Annotated in this window: 16 protein-coding genes; 11 read left to right on the top strand and 5 right to left on the bottom strand. The window is 66.4% G+C overall.

Annotated elements, in window-relative coordinates:
• The first annotated feature begins 260 nt into the window (after nucleotides 1-260).
• The gene (locus F0U63_RS06585) at nucleotides 261-617 is read left to right on the top strand and encodes an aegerolysin family protein (RefSeq protein WP_395844821.1); all 357 of its coding nucleotides are present in this window, start codon (nucleotides 261-263) and stop codon (nucleotides 615-617) included.
• Nucleotides 618-751: 134 nt separating this feature from the next.
• Here the strand turns inward: F0U63_RS06585 and F0U63_RS06580 are convergent, their stop codons facing one another.
• Complete coding sequence (locus tag F0U63_RS06580; RefSeq protein ID WP_395844819.1) at nucleotides 752-1,966, bottom strand: phosphatidylserine/phosphatidylglycerophosphate/cardiolipin synthase family protein; 1,215 nt, start codon at nucleotides 1,964-1,966, stop codon at nucleotides 752-754.
• A gap of 226 nt (nucleotides 1,967-2,192) precedes the next feature.
• On the opposite strand from F0U63_RS06580, the gene F0U63_RS06575 reads away from it, so the two are divergent.
• Nucleotides 2,193-2,387 (top strand): hypothetical protein, encoded by a 195-nt coding sequence (locus tag F0U63_RS06575; RefSeq protein WP_395844817.1) that lies wholly within the window; start codon nucleotides 2,193-2,195, stop codon nucleotides 2,385-2,387.
• Between the two features lie 93 nt (nucleotides 2,388-2,480).
• Here the strand turns inward: F0U63_RS06575 and F0U63_RS06570 are convergent, their stop codons facing one another.
• Together F0U63_RS06570 and F0U63_RS06565 are read right to left on the bottom strand one after the other, a co-directional pair.
• Nucleotides 2,481-3,308, bottom strand: coding sequence for a hypothetical protein (locus tag F0U63_RS06570; protein ID WP_395844815.1), 828 nt, complete (start codon nucleotides 3,306-3,308; stop codon nucleotides 2,481-2,483).
• 70 nt (nucleotides 3,309-3,378) lie between these two features.
• On the bottom strand, nucleotides 3,379-4,119 hold the full coding sequence (locus F0U63_RS06565; protein ID WP_395844813.1) for an SDR family NAD(P)-dependent oxidoreductase: 741 nt from the start codon (nucleotides 4,117-4,119) through the stop codon (nucleotides 3,379-3,381).
• 217 nt (nucleotides 4,120-4,336) lie between these two features.
• Between F0U63_RS06565 and F0U63_RS06560 the strand changes: the two genes are divergently transcribed.
• The 4 genes from F0U63_RS06560 (at nucleotide 4,337) to F0U63_RS06545 (ending at nucleotide 8,997) form a co-directional block, all read left to right on the top strand.
• Entirely contained in the window at nucleotides 4,337-4,723 is a 387-nt protein-coding gene (locus F0U63_RS06560; protein WP_395844811.1) for a winged helix-turn-helix transcriptional regulator, read from the top strand.
• A gap of 234 nt (nucleotides 4,724-4,957) precedes the next feature.
• Nucleotides 4,958-7,105, top strand: a complete 2,148-nt coding sequence (locus F0U63_RS06555; protein WP_395844809.1) for a molybdopterin cofactor-binding domain-containing protein — start codon at nucleotides 4,958-4,960, stop codon at nucleotides 7,103-7,105.
• 4 nt (nucleotides 7,106-7,109) lie between these two features.
• Nucleotides 7,110-7,589 (top strand): (2Fe-2S)-binding protein, encoded by a 480-nt coding sequence (locus F0U63_RS06550; protein WP_002621180.1) that lies wholly within the window; start codon nucleotides 7,110-7,112, stop codon nucleotides 7,587-7,589.
• 103 nt (nucleotides 7,590-7,692) lie between these two features.
• Complete coding sequence (locus F0U63_RS06545) at nucleotides 7,693-8,997, top strand: hypothetical protein (protein WP_395844806.1); 1,305 nt, start codon at nucleotides 7,693-7,695, stop codon at nucleotides 8,995-8,997.
• A gap of 87 nt (nucleotides 8,998-9,084) precedes the next feature.
• Here F0U63_RS06545 and F0U63_RS06540 read toward each other — a convergent pair whose 3' ends face one another.
• Nucleotides 9,085-9,675: a malonic semialdehyde reductase gene (locus tag F0U63_RS06540; RefSeq protein ID WP_395844805.1), complete on the bottom strand. Its 591-nt coding sequence runs from the start codon at nucleotides 9,673-9,675 to the stop codon at nucleotides 9,085-9,087.
• Nucleotides 9,676-9,770: 95 nt separating this feature from the next.
• Between F0U63_RS06540 and F0U63_RS06535 the strand changes: the two genes are divergently transcribed.
• Together F0U63_RS06535 and F0U63_RS06530 are read left to right on the top strand one after the other, a co-directional pair.
• Nucleotides 9,771-10,679 carry a LysR substrate-binding domain-containing protein gene (locus F0U63_RS06535; protein WP_395844803.1) on the top strand — a complete coding sequence of 303 codons (909 nt, stop codon included), beginning with the start codon at nucleotides 9,771-9,773 and terminating at the stop codon, nucleotides 10,677-10,679.
• Between the two features lie 233 nt (nucleotides 10,680-10,912).
• Nucleotides 10,913-12,109 carry an ROK family protein gene (locus F0U63_RS06530; protein ID WP_395844801.1) on the top strand — a complete coding sequence of 399 codons (1,197 nt, stop codon included), beginning with the start codon at nucleotides 10,913-10,915 and terminating at the stop codon, nucleotides 12,107-12,109.
• A 50-nt stretch (nucleotides 12,110-12,159) separates the two neighbouring features.
• Here F0U63_RS06530 and F0U63_RS06525 read toward each other — a convergent pair whose 3' ends face one another.
• Nucleotides 12,160-12,285 carry a hypothetical protein gene (locus tag F0U63_RS06525; protein ID WP_395844799.1) on the bottom strand — a complete coding sequence of 42 codons (126 nt, stop codon included), beginning with the start codon at nucleotides 12,283-12,285 and terminating at the stop codon, nucleotides 12,160-12,162.
• A gap of 298 nt (nucleotides 12,286-12,583) precedes the next feature.
• On the opposite strand from F0U63_RS06525, the gene xylF reads away from it, so the two are divergent.
• The 3 genes from xylF (at nucleotide 12,584) to F0U63_RS06510 (ending at nucleotide 15,730) form a co-directional block, all read left to right on the top strand.
• A complete protein-coding gene (gene xylF / locus F0U63_RS06520; protein WP_395844797.1) occupies nucleotides 12,584-13,627 on the top strand; it encodes a D-xylose ABC transporter substrate-binding protein in 1,044 nt (347 codons plus the stop codon).
• Nucleotides 13,628-13,694: 67 nt separating this feature from the next.
• The gene (locus F0U63_RS06515; protein ID WP_395844795.1) at nucleotides 13,695-14,894 is read left to right on the top strand and encodes a sugar ABC transporter permease; all 1,200 of its coding nucleotides are present in this window, start codon (nucleotides 13,695-13,697) and stop codon (nucleotides 14,892-14,894) included.
• Nucleotides 14,891-15,730, top strand: a complete 840-nt coding sequence (locus F0U63_RS06510; RefSeq protein WP_395844793.1) for an ATP-binding cassette domain-containing protein — start codon at nucleotides 14,891-14,893, stop codon at nucleotides 15,728-15,730. Before F0U63_RS06515 ends, F0U63_RS06510 begins: the two co-directional genes overlap by 4 nt.
• The last annotated feature ends 12 nt before the right edge of the window (nucleotides 15,731-15,742 follow it).

The following is a 15,742-nucleotide window of genomic DNA, read 5'->3' as shown; positions in this document are numbered from 1 at the left end:
GTCACGCGAGGAGGAGGTTCCGCCTGGAGCCTCCTCCTTGAAGTTCCAATGTGGTCGTGAGCAAAAAGCGGTTCGCTTACGTATCCGGGCCACAAGCTGGCTGTGACCACGCTCACTTATTGGGAGTTAATTGGGTCACAGCGGCTGCCACACGCATGAAGCACTCTGCATCCATCAACGGCGAGGAGCAGGCCTACCAAGACTGTCCTCACCATTGATGCCCCCCCCGCTGAAGAAGCGGGACTTCCGAGGAGATGCAAATGGCTTCGCGTTCCGTGACCGTGACCTTCACCAACAATACCTCTCAAGCGCTCGTGCTCGCGAATGCCGCCCTTCAGGGCGGCACCTGGTCGCAGAACATGTACCCTCCGAGCCAGATCAACCCTGGTCAGAAGGTGACGTGGGAGTCGGAGTCGAATGGCTTCGCCACCGGCACGCAGGGCACTGTCACCTACAACGTCCAGAACGGAGCCGGGCAGGCCATGATGTCGTGGAACGACCCGTTCTCTGGCAGCAACGCGTACACCCAGTCGGCAACGGGTCCGTATCGGATCTCCCCTCCGTCCGGCGGTGATGGCAACAACGCCAACGTGGCCTTCACGTTGTCGCCGGCCTGAGGGTCACGCTCGGGATGAGCGATATCGACGCGGACCTGGCGAGAAGGAACTCGTCCGCGTGGTGACGCACAACACACGGTCACGCCCTCCCCCGCCTCGAGCCCAGCGAGTGCGGCGTCCACGAGCTGAACGGGCTACTTCTTCTCGCCCTGGCGCGGGCCGGTCCAGCGCAGGCTGACCTCGACGGACCTCTGGAAATCGGAGAGGAAGGCGCGCTCCGCCTGTCTGGCGAAGGCCTCGTCGTCGACGATGAGCGCCCCCTCCTCCAGAAACCGGAAGGAGAGGATATCGAAGTTGATGGAGCCCACCATGACCAGGTGGTCGTCCGCGAGGATGACCTTGGAGTGCATCATGGAGATGGGCCACTCCCAGATGCGCACCCCCGCGGTGGCGAGGTCCGGGTAGGACATCCGCTGGGCGGTGGTGATGACGGGCTGGTCATTCTTGTCGCCGGGGGTGAGCACCCGCGTGTCCACCCCCGCGTGCGCCTGCTCCACCAGGAGCGAGAGCAGGGTGGAGGTGGGCGTGAAGTACGCCTGGCCGATCCACAGCCGCTCGCGGGCCGCCTTGCACATCAGGAGGATGCTGCGCTCGGCACGGGTCAGCTCCGGGCTGGGCGAGCTGCTGATGAAGGCCGCGCGCGCGCCTCCGGGCTCGTGGGGCGCGTACATGGCCGCGAAGTCCGAGGCGGGCAGCAGCACTCCCCCCATCTCCTGCCAGTTCTCCGCGAACGCCTGCTGCATCTGCGCCACGACGGGCCCCTCGGCCCGTACCGCGACGTCCCGCCACTCCTTCTCGTTGCGCGCGTCCCCGAGCCAGCTCGTGTGGACCCCGAAACCGCCCGTGTACCCGACGCGTCCATCCACGATGACGAGCTTGCGGTGGTTGCGCCCCAGCGTCTCGTCGGCGGGCAGGGGCCGGAAGACGCGCACGTCACACCCCGCCCGCTCCAGTTGGGGCTTCACGATCTCCAGGTCGGTGCTTCCAAACGGATCGAGCAGCACCCGGCAGACGACGCCCGCCTTCGTGCGCACGGCGATCTGCTCGGCGAGCGAGTCCCCGGGCTGACCGGAGCGCCAGATGAACAGCACGATGTTGATGGAGGACTTCGCTGTGCGCACGTCCTTCTCGATGCGCTCGAAGAGCGCGCCGTTGTCGATCCACTCCACCTGGTTGCCCGTGGTGAAGCGGGTGCCCAGGGTCTCGTAGAGGGCCAGGTCGAACCCCTCCGGGTCCGTGGGAATCTCGCCTCGCAGGGAGAAGTCCGACGTCCGTGCGCCATTGGAGGACACACAAGCCGACAACCCCAGGGCCAGCATCAGGAGACACAGCTTCTTCGTTCCACGCATGGCCTCCGACCCTAGCGCGAGCGGCCGCGCCGGCCTCCGGCCTGAGCCATCCCTGGGTTCGTCGCAAAACAGAGGGAAAAAGAGTTGCCGGTAATTCTTGACCCGGGTCCGAACCCGCTGTTCCATGGCCGCTCCACCCGCGAACGGAGTTCAACTCATGGTTCTACGTGTGCTCGCGCTTGTGTCTGTCGTTTCCATCTTCGGAGTGGGCTGCGGCGGAGGCGAAGTGCCGGAAGGCTCCACGGAGGTCTCGGAGCAGCCCGGCCAGGTCTCCGCCGAGCTCATCAAGTCCTGTGGTGAGGTCATCGGCAAGATCTGCACTCCGGAATCGGTGATTGGATGTGTCATGCCCGACGGCGCGATCGCCGAGTGTCTGTGCCAGCAAAGGCCCGCCAACAAGTGGGTCTGCTGGGTCGAGTGATGCTGCGCCGCATCGGCCACTGCCCCCTCTGCCTGCGCCGCGTCGGCTCCCGCGTTCCTCCTCGGGGGCCGTCGCGGCTCTGCTCAGGTAGGACTATGGCACGTAGACGGTGTTGATGGCCGGAGCCGCCGGGTCGTAGAGCACGACAATGACGTCGCGGCTGGGGAGGAAGTCGAACTCGGACGCGTAGTCCAGGGAGAAGCGGCCCTCGTACCGCTCGCCGCGCACGATGAAGCTCCAGCGCAGTTCGGTGGGCGGCGGCCCCTTGTTGCTCACCGACCTCGCGTCGCCGAAGTACGTCACCCGCGCGAGAATGGGGATGCCCACGCGGGCCGCGCGCGACTCTCGGTGGTTCGTCCACAAGACAAGCAGCAGGCCCACGCCGCCAGCGAGGGGGAACAGCAGGAAGAGCCCTCCCAGACGCCCCATGGGTGTGAGGGTGGATCCACGGATGCGGGCCAGGCCTTTGCGGTGCTCGAGGAGCACGCGCTGGCCCGGTTGGAAGCTGCCGCCCGGCTCACAGCTGCGGCCCACCAGCCCGCCGTCCTCCGAATGGAAGCGCGCGCAGTACACGGGCGGACGAGGCTTGCGCTTGCGACTGCCCACCTCCACCGAGTCGACGACGCCGAGGACCTCGAGGGAGTGCTGGTCCAGCAACAGGTCGCCCACCGCCCGAGGTGCCTGGAAGATGGCGCACAGGAGCAGGCCCACGAGCAGGAAGCCCAGGCTGGAGTAGAACGTGACGCGCTGGGGCCCCGCGAGGGCGAGCACCAGGCGGCGGGCCTCCTTCGAGGGTTTGCGCGGCGCCCTGGGGACGCTCGCCAGCAGCGCGCGCGCCCGCTCGAGGTCGCCAGCCGGGACGTCCGCGAGGGCGGCGCGGTTGTGCTCGGGAGGCGAGTCGTCCATCGGTACCGAAGACATGGGCGGACATCAACCCAGACACTGTGCCCCCTGCCCGGAACCGAATGCGCCCCCCACCCTTTTCGTTGCTCTAGACCGCCATGACACCGCCATCCACGAAGAGTTCGACGCCCGCGACGAAGCTGCTCTCGTTCGACGCCAGGAACAGCACCGCATTCGCGACGTCCTCCGCCTGACCGATCCGCCCGAGCGGCGTCATCTGTTTCAGCACGTCCTCCATCCCCGCGTTGTCATGGAGGTACGTCTGTATCGCGGGCGTTTCGATCACTCCCGGCGAAACCACGTTTACACGGATGCCTCGGCTCTTCAGGTCGGTCGTCCAGGTTCGCGCGAACGAGCGAATCGCGGCCTTGGTCGCGTTGTAGACCGACAGCCCGGGGAGTCCTTTGCTGCCGCTGGCCGATCCGGCGAGAATCACCGTACCTCCGCTGGTCATGAGCGGCAGCGCCTTCTGCACGCTGAAGACCACGCCCTTCACGTTCGCGCCAAATACGCGCTCGAAGTGCTCCTCGTCGAGCGCACCGAACGTCACGGTTTCGGAGATTCCCGCGTTGGCGAAAACGACATCGACCCTGCCGTGGTCGCGCTTGACCCGCTCGTAGAGGCGTTCGAGGTCGGAGAGATGACTGACGTCCCCTTGGATGCCAACGGTGGCGCCACCGATTTCGTTGACCGCCTCGTCGAGCCTCTCTTGCCTGCGCCCGGTGATGTAGACATTGGCCCCTTCCGCGGCGAAGGCCTTGGCCGTCGCGAGCCCGATGCCGTCACTTCCACCGGTGACGACCACGACTTTGTCTTTGAAACGCGTCATATCGATTCATCTCCTTCAAGAACGGCTCATGTCGTGACGATGAACTGGCCGGGGATGTTCCCTGGCCCCGCGACAAGCTGCCTCCGCCCGCACGGCCTGCGCGCATGAGTGGCCACAGGCAAACCGCCACTCGTTGGGAAGAGAGGCGAAGTGGTCACGCCACGGAAGGTATCTCTTGCATACCAGGGGTCAAGAGCGTACCTTCAGCATCCTTGGTATGCTGAACGATACTGAAGGCGATCCCATCTACCGGGCCGACTGCCCCAGCCGCACGATCCTCGATCAGATCGGCGACAAGTGGTCGATGATGGTCCTTGCCGTGCTGGTGCGCACGCCGAGGCGGTTCAACGCAATCAAGCGACAGCTCGAGGGAATCACCCAGCGCGTGCTAACGCAGACGCTGCGAAAGCTCGAACGCAACGGGATGGTCCGCCGACGCGTCATCGGCGGCTCGCCGCCGGGCGTCGAGTACGCGATCACCCCGCTTGGCAGATCGCTCCAGGAGCCGTTCGCGGCACTGTACGATTGGACCCTCGCGCACATCGACACGATCCAGAAGCACCAGGAAGCCTACGACCGCGAGCGTCCCCCTGGAGCGCCCTGAGCCGGGCATGCGCGGGGAGCGGCGCGGTGTCCGTGACGATGGCGGTGACCTCGTGGCCATGTCTGACGACCTATATCAGGGCGGACATCGTACGGGCTGGGACAATGAGTTGGCTGCCGCCGCTCGCCCCTGATCTGTCCAATGCGTGAGCCAGGCGGCACTTCGCCTGGATACGGCGCGTGACGTCCGTTGGGGTCATTGTTCCTCGGCCATGGGACGTGCCACGCTTCGCGGATGGCCGACACTCCGAAGCCAGACACGACCTTTGTCGAGGTCCACATCGACCGGCGACGGCTGCTCACCTGGATGGTGGCCGCGCCCACGCTGGTGATCGCGGCGCGGCTGGGGCCCGAGGCCGCCGCGGCCCAGACCGCCGCCGACGCCGCCACCTTCGATCTCTTCCTCGCCCTGCACCCGGATGGCCGCATCGCGCTCACGATGCCCCGCACCGAGACCGGCCAGGGCATCTCCACCGGCATGGCCATGCTCGTGGCCGAGGAGCTCGACGCGAACCTCTCCAGCGTGGACGTGCGCTCGGCGGACGCGGACCCCCGTTGGCTCGTGCAGCTCACGGGCCTGTCCACCACGATGCGCTACCTCGCCGACCCCGCGCGCGCCGCCGCCGCGTGCGCCCGCGCCCGGCTCATCACCGCCGCCGCCCACCGCTGGCACCTGCCCGCCTCGAGTCTCACCACCGCCCAGGGCGAGGTGCTCGCTCCCGACGGGCGCCGGGCGGGCTATGGGACGCTCGCCCACGAGGCCGCCCGGATACTCCTCCCCGAGGTCTCGCCCCGGCCCAAGTCCCCGAGCGCGTATACCCTCGTCGGCCAGCCCACGGGGCGGGCCGATGCGCGCGCGCTCGTCACCGGCGCCGCGCGCTTCACGCTCGACCTGCCCCACCCCGAGGCGGTCTGTACCGTGGTGGCCCGGCCTCCCACACTCCGGGGGACGGTGCGGTCCTATGACGCCTCGGCCGCGCTCGCCCTGCCCGGCGTGGTGGGCGTGGTACCCCTCCCCCATGGCGTGGCGGTCGCCGCGGGCAACTTCGCCCAGGCCCTGGCGGCGCGCGACGCCCTGAACATCTCCTGGCAACCGGGTCCCGCCGCGGGCCTGTCCGACGCGAACATCCGGGCCACGCTCGAGGCCCGGCTCGGTCCCCGGCCCCTGCCGCCCCTGTTCACCACGCGCACGCTCGAAGCCCGCTTCGACTTCCCCTACCTCGCGCACGCGCCCCTGGAGACCCAGGACTGCGTCGCCCGCGTCGTGGGCGACAGCGCCGAGGTCTGGCTCGGCGCGCAGGATCCCCAGTTCACCCAGCGCGAGGTCGCCACGGCGCTCGGCTGGGCCCTGACGCCCGGGCGTGTCCAGGTCCACCCCCAGCGCGCGGGCGGCGCCTTCGGCCGGCGGTTCTTCTCCGAGCCCGCCATCGAGGCCGCGCTCGTGTCGCGGGCACTCGGCCGGACGGTGCGGCTGATGTGGACGCGCAACGACGACATGCGCCAGGGCCGCTACCGCCCCGCCAGCCATCACCGGCTCCTCGCCTGGGTGGGCCCCGCCGGCCTCGTGCTCGGCTACAACCACCAGGCCGTCATCCCCACCCTGGATTTCTCGCATGGCTTCGGGGACCTGGCCACGTCCCTGGGCAGCGAGCTGTCTCCCGAGCTCGCCAGCGAGGCCTTCTTCCTGCTCACCCAGCAGGTGCCCTACCGCCTGGGCCTGGTGAGCCAGCAGCTGCTCCAGGTCTCGCTGCCCATCCCCACGGCCTCGTTCCGCTCCGTCTACAGCAGCCAGGTCGTGGTGGCCAACGAGGTCTTCCTGGACGAGGTGGCGCGCGAGCTCGGTGTGGACGCCGTGCAGTGGCGGCGCTCGCGGCTCACCTCGAGCCGGCTCCTGGCGGTGCTGGACACGGTGGCGCGCGAGGGCGAGTGGGGCCGTGCGCTGCCCCCCGGGGTGGCGCAGGGCGTGGCCGTGCACGAGGAGTGGAACAGCGCCGTGGCCCACCTCGTCGAGGTGGACACCCGTGGGCCCACACCCCGCGTGACGCGCGTCACCGTGGCCGCCGATGTCGGCCTGCCCATCAATCCCCGGAGCGTCGAGGCCCAATTGCAGGGCGCCACCGTGGACGCCTTCTCCACGACGCTGAGCGCGGGACTGCACCTGGACGCGGGCGCGGTGCGCGAGGGCAGCTATGCCGACTACAAGTGGCTGCGCATGAGGGACACACCCGCGGACATCCGCGTCCACCTCGTGCGCTCGGATGACCGCGTGGGCGGAGTGGGCGAGCTGGGCTACCCCACCGCCGCCGCCGCCCTGTCCAACGCCCTCGCGCGGGCCACGGGCGTCATGCCCACCCGCTTTCCCATTCTCGATTCCGGAGCCTGAACCCATGGCCCTGCACCACTTCCTCCTCAATGGCCAGACGGTGTCCCTGGAAGCCCCGGAGGACATGCCCCTCTTGTGGGTGCTGCGCGACGTGTTCGGTGTCACCGGGCCCAAGTACGGCTGCGGCGTGGGCGTGTGTGGGGCCTGCACCAGCCACCTGAACGGGCACGCCTTCCGCCCCTGCATCCAGCCCGTGGGCGGCGTCCACGGCCAGCGGGTGACCACCATCGAAGGGCTCGGCGGCGGCGAGGCGCCGCACCCCGTGCAGCAGGCGTGGATCGATGAGGACGTCGCCCAGTGCGGCTTCTGTCAGCCGGGGCAGATCATGGCCGCGGTGGCGCTGCTCCAGAGTCACCCTCAGCCCACGGACGCGGACATCGACGCGGCCATGAGCGACAACGTGTGCCGGTGCGGCACCTATGTCCGCATCCGCTCGGCCATCAAACGCGCGGCCTTGCTGTTACGCGCCTCGCCTCGGCCCTGACGTGGAAGCGGCGGGGTCCCGACACGGAGCCATGGTCCTACGAATCGTCTGACACCTTTCCAGCGATGCTGCGCAATGCTCACGGAGTGGTGTACGAGCCGTCATGGCCAACTGGAAGCGACTCGAGCAGCTCAACGGTGGTGACCGCATCTCCTACTCCGACCCATGGCTCGACACGAAGAACGAGGTCTGGTTCTTCGCCGAGTCCTACCAGCTCCGGGTGTGGAGTGATGGCGTCCTCCACAAGCACGACGAGAAGGCGGACGCGCTCACCGCTCCCATCTCGGGGCGCTTCACGCTCTACAAGCAGCGCGAGAGCCTCTTCGTGGACGTGGAGCTCCGGGGTGACCAGGCCGTCATCCGCCGGGGAGTGTTGAACGGCCATTTCCTCTCGACACTCGTCGCGCCCTCGGAGGTCGAACCACTGCTCGCGCGCTACCGGGCGCTCGGCTTCCGGGATGGCTTCCCATGGAATGCGACGAAGACACTCGCGACCCGGCGTGAGTACGTCAAGGCCGACATCGCCCGTTGGTCGGTGGAGGTGCATGGCAACGTCCTCAAGCAGGAAGTGCACGAGAACACCCCCGCCGAGAGCCGCGAGGCCGCCATCGCGCTCGCGGAGAAGCGCATCCGCGCCAAGGAGAAGACTGGATTCAAGCTGTACCGCATCGAGCTCGTCACGTCCGAGCACCCCAACCCCGAGCCCATTCCCGCGAAGGGAGCGCCAGAGCGCAAGCCCCTGCCGAAGAGGGCCCTGGTCGCGAAGCCGAAGAATGCCTACGAGGCCGTGGATGCGGCCATCGCGATGCTCAAGGACCTGCACGAGCGAATCCCGACCGCGCACTTCGTCACCGAGTGTCTCGACCCGAAGAAGGACCGCGCACGCGTCGCCTCGGTCGAGTCGAGTGCCGCCTTCTTCCTGCGCATGCACAAGGCGCGCGTCGGACGCTGGGCGAAGGCGAAGCCCCGCAAGCCGAAGAAGAACGAGTCGAGCTGGGACTACTTCGCGAACGAGTATGGCTCCATCACGTGGATTCTCGACGGCGCGGCCGACGAGGGACTCCAGATGTTCTACTGCGGCAACGTGACGGGAGGCGGCTGGAGCTGCCTGGAAATCGATAGCGACAGCGACTACTCCCTGGACGATCAGGTGGAGGTAACAGGCAACGAGGAGCTCGAGGAGCTCTTCGTGTTCCACGGGGGCTGGCACCAGGACAGGTCCTGGGCCTTCGATCGGCGCGTGAGCTCACCCGCTGGCGAGCACGCCGTCATCCCGTTCAGTGACACCCTCGAAAAGCTGCCGAGGCCGATGAAGCCCGAGCGAATCGTCCCATTCGGGCTCTGGCTCTACAAGCGCGTCGCGGCCCTGACGAAGGTCGCGGAGAAGAACCTGCGCGAGCTGAGCTGAGAGGCCGCGGGGCCCCCCGGCTCGCAAGGGCGGGCCCAGAGACGGTGTCAAAGGACTCGAAACGAGGGACTCGCGTGAGAAGGGCAATCAAACAATCGTGCACACTTCCTCGAAAGCCAGGCGCGGTCCCCGTGGGTAGAGCTTCGAACTGTCACCGTACCCGAGCGTGCAGATGAAGTTCGATTTGAGGGCCATGCCCGAGAAGAAGACCCTGTCCACTTCCGCATTGTCGAAGCCGGACATGGGGCAGACGTCCAAGCCCAGCGCGCGGGCCGCGAAAATCAAGTAGGCGCCCTGGAGGGAGCTGTTGCGGAAGGCGGTGTCGTAGCTGAACTTGGGATCATTGGTGAAGAAATGTCTCGCATCATAGCTCGGAAAGAGCCGGGGCAGATCTTCGTAGAACTTCTCTTTGTAGGCGATGATTGCCGTCACGGGGGCCGCTTTCACCTGCTCGCTGTTGGACCCCATCAAGGCGGGATAGAGTCTGGCCTTCTCCGACTCACTCCGCACGAACACGATCCTCGCTGGCGCGGAGTTCACCGACGTGGGTCCCCATTTCATCAGCTCGTAGAGCTCCCGCAGGGTCTGCTCCGAGACGGGCTTGTCCTGCCAGAAATGGTGGGTGCGGGCTTCGGTGAAGAGTTGCTGGATGGATTCCTTCGCAATGGTCTTGGTCATCGGGGTCTCGCTCATTGGATACCCCCATTCTTGGGCCCGACGAACTCCCTTGAGAAGGGCGAAGAATCCCAATATATTTTCCGGATAGGCGAAAAATGAATCCGGATCTGAATGCAGCGCTGATCTTCGTGAACGTGGTGAGGGCGGGGAGCTTCAGCAAGGCCGCTCGGAGCCTCGGTCTCTCCGTCTCCACCGTGAGTGACCGGGTGGTTGGCCTGGAAAGGGCCCTGGGGGTGAGTCTCCTGACCCGAACCACCCGGAAGTTGAAACTGACGGACGAGGGCGCCGCCTTCTTCAAGGAATCCGAAGTCGCGATCCAGACCCTGCTGGGTGCCTTCGAGGGAGCCACGGCGACCCGGCGGCAGCCCACCGGTACCTTGAGGATCAGCGCGCCCGCGGATTTTCCGTCCTCGGAGCTCTCCGCCGCCGTGAGCGAGTTCCGGAACAAGTATCCTCAGGTCAAGGTGGAGACCCATATCAGCAATCGCTACGTGGACATCATCACCGAGGGATTCGATATCGCCATCCGGGGAGGGCACCTGGAAGATTCCAGCCTGCGCTCCAAGCGCCTCGGGGTGGGAAACTCGGTCGTGGTGGCGAGCTCCCGCTATCTCCAGGGCGCCTCGGCCATTCAGCACCCGCGAGACCTCGTGGCGCATCCGTGCATCGGCTTCGTGCTCAAGGGGGGCAACAAGGGCGACATGCCGTGGCACCTTCGCTCGGCGGGCGGAGAGGCCGTCCGGTTGAAGCCGGATTTCGTGGTCTCGTCCACGTCCTTCTACTGGATCCTGAGCCTCGTGAGGCACGGGGCGGGGTTGGCCTTGGTGCCCCAACCCCTGCTCAAGGAAGACTTCACCAGGAAGAGGCTCGTCCGGGTACTTCCGGATTGGGCCACGGAGGATGCGCCGGTGCACCTTGTCTATCCTCCCCAGCGCATTTCTTCGCCCAAGGTGAGGGAAATGATTCCCATCCTGGAGAGGCACCTGCGTGGGCTGTTCGCGTAGAGCCAGGCCGGCGGAGCGGGCGCCCTGCCTTCCGCAGTAGCTTCTCGGCGGACACCGACCGATCGCCCCCACGGCGCGCGGCCCACGTTGGAGGCACGTGCCACGCCGCGCGCACCACGCCCAGCCGCAGAGGGTGTCAAAGAACTCGACGCACCTGCTGAGCTTCCGTCCGGGTGGACCTGACGAGGCATTTGGTCTAATCTTCGAATAAACTCCTTCTCGCCCTTTTTCACGTGCCGCCTTCCGGACATGCAGAAGCCCTGACGGGCAATCAGAGCCTCATCAAGCGAATCAACAGTGCAGCGATACTCCGGTTGGTGAGGCAGGAGGCGGGCCTGTCGCGGGCGGACCTCGCCAAGCGCAGCGGGCTGACGAAGTCCACCGTCAGCCTGCTGGTGCAGGACTTGATCGACGAGGGCTGGTTGTGCGAGTCCGAGGCGCCCGCATCCAGCGCAGTGGGCCGGCGCCCAACGCCCCTGCGGCTCGACCCCTCTCGCCTGGCGCTCATCGGTGCCGAGATCGGCGTGGACTACCTGAACGTGGTCGCGTGCAACCTCCAGGGGGAACTGCTCGGCTCTCGTCAGCAACCGTATTCGCCCTCGGACCTGGGCTCCACGCTCACGGCGCTTGCCGGGCTCATCGCTCAACAGGACGCTTCGCTGTGCGCCCAGGGCCGGCGCGTCCTGGGGATCAGCGTCGGAGTTCCAGGAACCGTAGATGTACACGGTCATCGGGTGGGCGTGGTGCCAAACCTCGGCTGGCACCACCAGGACATCGAGCAGCCGCTGTGTGAGGCGTTGAAGAGAGCCGGCGTACGCCAATCGCCGGTGAAGGTGCTGAACGAAGCCAACGCCGCGGCGTTGTCCGAGTACGTCTTTGGCACTGGCGCCCAGACGAACTCACTCGTCTACCTGAGCATGGGCATTGGCGTAGGCGGGGGGATCGTTCTCGGCGATCGGCTCCACCTCGGTCATGACGGCACGGCAGGGGAAGTCGGCCATACGGTGCTGCAACTCGACGGACCGCCGTGCCGGTGCGGTAGCCGCGGCTGCGCCGAAACCTTCATCTCACAGCGGGCAGTCAGTCTTGATATCACGGGCACCCCAGACCCCGTGCTGCCAATCGACGAACTGGCGCGTCGGGTAGCCAGGGGCGATGCGACGGCAGTGTCGGCCGCGCGTCGTGCAGGGCGCTATCTGGGCATGCTGATGCAGAACATCTGCAACATGCTCGACCCGGCGGTCCTCGTGCTTGGCGGCCCCATGGTACAGCTCGGCCCGGTCTTTCTCGATGCGGCCCGCGAGTGCTTCGCAGGGCTGCAGGCGCGGTACGCCTTCCACACCACCGAAGTACGGCACTGCCGCTTCGGCATCAATGCTTGCGCTGTGGGCGCCGCGGGTGCGGTGCTGCATGAAGCCCTGATGGCCTGACGTCATCCCCCCGCGGGTCGTCTGGGCCTCGGGGGAGCGCCGATGTGCTTTCACCATCGGCAGTGCACCAGAAAATACAACCGCAGGTTGAAAAGCGATTGGGTACGCTTTTTCATCCTGCTCAAAATCGTCCAGTCGAGCACCACCACTGCTTCGGCGCGCTGCGTCAGCACCATCGGCACTCCTGAGACGAACAGTCGTGAGACGCCCCTCCCTCATTGGAGAGCAGCCAGCCCATCTGTTTGATGGTGTACTCCAGCGCCCCTCCCCCCGGGCCCGTGCGCACTCACGGCCGATGGTTGCCACGGCCACGCAGGCAATGAATGACGCGCTATGTCGAATTCGCTAGCTGCTGATTCCCATGACTCTCCTGATTGACGGGCCTGGCATTCGGCTCTATGGTTTGTTCATCGAACAAACCAATTCGGCGATATCAACGCGAAGGCGCCAGGGGGCGCGCCAGAGGAGACGCACATGAGACTGAACCGCAGGGCCACCCTGTTGTGGCTCGCCGTCATGGCAGCCGTGCCGAGAGTCGCAAACGCAGAGAACCTGGTGGTAGGCGTCTCCTGGTCCAACTTCCAGGAAGAGCGCTGGAAGCGCGACGAGGCCGCGCTCAAGGCGACCTTGCAGAAGCTTGGTGCGAAGTACATCAGCGCCGACGCGCAGGGCTCCAATGAAAAGCAGCTGTCGGACGTGGAGGGCCTGATTTCGCGCGGCGCCAACGCGCTGATCGTGCTTGCTTATGACTCCGACGCCATTCTGCCCGCTGTGCAGCGGGCTCGTCAGGAGAACATTCCGGTGGTGGCGTACGACCGCCTCATCCAGGATTCGGGGGTGCTGTATGTCACGTTCGACAACGTCGAGGTGGGCCGCATCCAGGCCCGCGAGGTGCTGAAGGTCAAGCCACAGGGGAACTACGCATTCATCAAGGGCTCGCCGACCGATCCCAACTCGGACTTCCTGCATCGCGGCCAGCTCGAGGTCCTGCAAAGCGCCATCCAGGCCGGAAAAATCAAGGTGGTGGGCGAGCAGTACACCGAAGGCTGGTCGCCGGAAGTCGCTCAGCGCAACATGGAGCAGATCCTCACGCGCAATTCCAACAAGGTCGACGCGGTGGTGGCCTCGAATGACGGTGCTGCTGGAGGCGCGGTCGCGGCCCTGAAAGCGCAGAACTTGACCGGAGTCCCGGTCTCCGGCCAGGACGCCGACATCGCAGCGCTGAACCGGATTGCCCGCGGTGAGCAGACGGTCACCGTGTTCAAGGACACCCGCGTGCTGGGCGAGGCGGCGGCCAATTTCGCGGTCGCGATGGCCAAGGGCACGAAGCCGTCGACCATCCAGGGCGCGACCCTCTGGAACGGCGGTACCAAGAAGTTGCCTATTCCAGCGGTCTTCCTGAAGCCGGTACCCATCACGGCGGACAACCTCGACCACGTCCTCAACTCGGGTTGGGCCACCAGGCAGCAGGTGTGCGCAGGCGCGAGCGCCGCGAAGGCGCCGAAGGCCTGCAGGTAGGAAACCGCTCGGCCTCGCGGCGGCGACGAGCGCCGCGAGGCCGTCTCTCCCAGAACACGCCCTCGCGATGCAAATCCTTCTCCGCAAGACGGGCTTTGACCCGCGCTTCAGTTCAATGGTCCTGGTGCTGCTCATGGTCTGGGCCGTCCTGGCGGCTCTGACCGAAGGCACCTTCCTCACGCCGCGCAATCTCTACAATCTGTCAATTCAAACCTGCGTGACCGGCATCATGGCCTGCGGCATGGTGTTCCTGATCGTGGCCCGGCAGATCGACCTGTCCGTGGGCTCGCTGCTCGCCTTCACCGGCATGCTGATCGCTTACAGCCAGGTGCAATGGTTTCATCCGGAAGCCAACTGGGGCTGGCTGCTGAGCATCGCGCTCGGCGTGGCGGCGGGCGTCGCCGTCGGGGCCTTTCAGGGGTGGTGGGTCGCCTATCGACAGGTGCCTGCCTTCGTCGTCACGTTGGCCGGCTACCTGATGTATCGCGGTGCGGCCTTCCTCGTCGCTGACGGGCAGACCATCGCGCCGCTGCATACCAACTACCAGGTGCTCGGTGGCGGCTTGTCCGGCTCGATCGGCGTGGGTTGGAGTTCGGCATTGGGCGTGCTCACCTGCATCGCCGTTGTCTGGTATCGCTGGCATGTGCGTCGCACGAGCGCCCGCTACGGCGCCGAACAACCCCCGCTGTGGGCCGACGTGCTGCGAGTGGTGTTGCAGTGCGGCGCGATTGGAGCGTTCGTCGCGGTGATGAACAGCTATGTCGGCCTCGATGCACAGCAGAACCGGGTAGGAAAAGGGATCGCGGTGCCGGTCCTCATCTTCATCGCCGTCGTGTTCGTGATGAGCTTCATCGCCGAGCGCACCCGTTTCGGACGCTACGTGTTCGCACTGGGCGGCAATCCGGAAGCCGCGTTGCTCTCGGGCATACCGACGTTCCGCGTGATGCTCTACCTCTTCATGCTCATGGGTGCGCTCGCCGCGCTGGCGGCGATGATCACGACGGCGCGCCTGAATTCGGGGGCGAATTCGATGGGGCAGATGGCGGAGCTGTACGTGATTGCCGCGGCGGTGATCGGCGGCACCTCGCTCGCGGGCGGCGTGGGCTCGGTCGCGGGTTGCGTGGTGGGGGCACTGCTGATCCAGAGCCTGGACAACGGCATGGTGCTCATGGATGTCTCCAGCGCGAAGCGGCAGATCTTCATCGGCCTGGTGCTCATTGCCGCGGTGTGGTTCGACGTGGTCTACAACCGACGGAGCAATCGATGATTGGCCATGAGGGTCGCCGGCCCCTGGTCGAAGTTCGCCAGGTCACGAAGCATTTCGGCGGCGTCATGGCCGTCGATGGAGTGAATTGCGACCTCTACGCGGGAGAGGTGGTGGGCCTGCTCGGCCACAACGGGGCCGGCAAGTCGACGCTCATCAAGATGCTGTCCGGCGTGTACCCCCCGGACAGTGGCGAAATCCTCGTCAATGGCCAGCCGCTGCGTTTCGGGAGTCCGCGAGAGGCACGTGCCGCGGGCATCGAAACCATCCACCAGACCCTGGCGCTCGCCGACAACCTCGATGCCGCGGCCAACCTCTTCCTCGGCCGCGAGCTGATGACCCCGTGGAGGACCCTGAACACGCCCCGGATGCGGCACGAGGCGCGACAAATCATTCAGCGGCTGAATCCCCATTTCACCGAACTGCACAAGCCGGTGCGCGCGATGTCCGGTGGGCAGCGGCAAACGGTGGCGATCGCGCGAGCGCTCTACTTCAATGCGCGGATCCTGATCATGGACGAACCGTGCGCGGCCCTCGGCCCGGCGGAGACACGCATGGTGATGGATACGATTCGCCGCCTGAAAGCCGATGGTATCGGCATCTTCCTCATCAGCCACGACATGCCGGACGTCTTCGAGGTTTGCGACCGCGTGACCGTGATGAAGAATGGCAAGGTGGTGAGCACCGAGCGTGTGGCGGACCTGACGCAAGACGACGTTCTGAGCATGATCATTCTCGGTCGCCCGCCGCAGCGGCAGCACGCCACCACGCTCTCCCCGGTGACGCCCACTTCCTCCGTAGCCTCCATTGGGCCTGCATGGGCCGACCGTGCTCGTTGACCGAGCAGAGGG

Origin of the sequence: Cystobacter fuscus, assembly GCF_044360685.1 — a bacterium.
Classification (GTDB): domain Bacteria; phylum Myxococcota; class Myxococcia; order Myxococcales; family Myxococcaceae; genus Cystobacter; species Cystobacter fuscus_C.
The sequence above is the reverse complement of the archived record's forward strand: the minus strand, read 5'-3'. Positions and strand labels throughout refer to the sequence as shown.

Bases quoted from the DNA above. Each gene is read 5' to 3' on its own strand.
- F0U63_RS06585 (WP_395844821.1), top strand. From the start codon at position 261: ATGGCTTCGCGTTCCGTGACCGTGACCTTCACCAACAATACCTCTCAA.
- F0U63_RS06580 (WP_395844819.1), bottom strand. From the start codon at position 1,966: ATGCGTGGAACGAAGAAGCTGTGTCTCCTGATGCTGGCCCTGGGGTTG.
- F0U63_RS06570 (WP_395844815.1), bottom strand. From the start codon at position 3,308: ATGTCTTCGGTACCGATGGACGACTCGCCTCCCGAGCACAACCGCGCC.
- F0U63_RS06565 (WP_395844813.1), bottom strand. From the start codon at position 4,119: ATGACGCGTTTCAAAGACAAAGTCGTGGTCGTCACCGGTGGAAGTGAC.
- F0U63_RS06560 (WP_395844811.1), top strand. From the start codon at position 4,337: ATGCTGAACGATACTGAAGGCGATCCCATCTACCGGGCCGACTGCCCC.
- F0U63_RS06555 (WP_395844809.1), top strand. From the start codon at position 4,958: ATGGCCGACACTCCGAAGCCAGACACGACCTTTGTCGAGGTCCACATC.
- F0U63_RS06550 (WP_002621180.1), top strand. From the start codon at position 7,110: ATGGCCCTGCACCACTTCCTCCTCAATGGCCAGACGGTGTCCCTGGAA.
- F0U63_RS06545 (WP_395844806.1), top strand. From the start codon at position 7,693: ATGGCCAACTGGAAGCGACTCGAGCAGCTCAACGGTGGTGACCGCATC.
- F0U63_RS06540 (WP_395844805.1), bottom strand. From the start codon at position 9,675: ATGACCAAGACCATTGCGAAGGAATCCATCCAGCAACTCTTCACCGAA.
- F0U63_RS06535 (WP_395844803.1), top strand. From the start codon at position 9,771: ATGAATCCGGATCTGAATGCAGCGCTGATCTTCGTGAACGTGGTGAGG.
- F0U63_RS06525 (WP_395844799.1), bottom strand. From the start codon at position 12,285: ATGGTGCTGACGCAGCGCGCCGAAGCAGTGGTGGTGCTCGACTGGACG.
- xylF (WP_395844797.1), top strand. From the start codon at position 12,584: ATGAGACTGAACCGCAGGGCCACCCTGTTGTGGCTCGCCGTCATGGCA.
- F0U63_RS06515 (WP_395844795.1), top strand. From the start codon at position 13,695: ATGCAAATCCTTCTCCGCAAGACGGGCTTTGACCCGCGCTTCAGTTCA.
- F0U63_RS06510 (WP_395844793.1), top strand. From the start codon at position 14,891: ATGATTGGCCATGAGGGTCGCCGGCCCCTGGTCGAAGTTCGCCAGGTC.